Annotated in this window: 1 protein-coding gene; it reads left to right on the plus strand. The window is 61.2% G+C overall.

Annotated elements, in window-relative coordinates; all coding sequences use genetic code 11:
* Positions 1 to 813 (plus strand): hypothetical protein (locus AC1DRF_RS30465; RefSeq protein ID WP_477742628.1); only part of this gene is annotated, 813 nt, incomplete at both ends.

Consider the following 813-nt stretch of genomic DNA (forward strand, 5'->3'; position numbering starts at 1 on the left):
ACGGGTGCCACTGGAGACACCGGCGTTACTGGACCAACAGGTGCTACTGGCGATACCGGTCCTACTGGACCAACGGGTGCCACTGGAGACACCGGCATTACTGGACCAACGGGTGCTACTGGCGATACCGGTCCTACTGGATCAACGGGTGCTACTGGACCAACGGGTGCTACTGGACCAACGGGTGCTACTGGAGACACCGGTCCTGCTGGATCAACGGGTGCTACTGGCGATACCGGTCCTACTGGACCAACGGGTGCTACTGGCGATACCGGTCCTACTGGACCAACGGGTGCCACTGGAGACACCGGTCCTGCTGGATCAACGGGTGCTACTGGCGATACCGGTCCTACTGGACCAACGGGTGCTACTGGCGATACCGGTCCTACTGGACCAACGGGTGCCACTGGAGACACCGGCATTACTGGACCAACGGGTGCTACTGGCGATACCGGTCCTACTGGACCAACGGGTGCCACTGGAGACACCGGTCCTGCTGGAYCAACGGGTGCTACTGGACCAACGGGTGCTACTGGAGACACCGGTCCTGCTGGATCAACGGGTGCTACTGGAGACACCGGCATTACTGGACCAACGGGTGCTACTGGACCAACGGGTGCTACTGGAGACACCGGTCCTGCTGGATCAACGGGTGCTACTGGCGATACCGGTCCTACTGGACCAACGGGTGCCACTGGAGACACCGGCRTTACTGGACCAACRGGTGCTACTGGCGATACCGGTCCTACTGGACCAACGGGTGCCACTGGAGACACCGGCATTACTGGACCAACGGGTGCTACTGGCGATACC

It is taken from the genome of Priestia sp. P5_B4 (assembly GCF_056400385.1).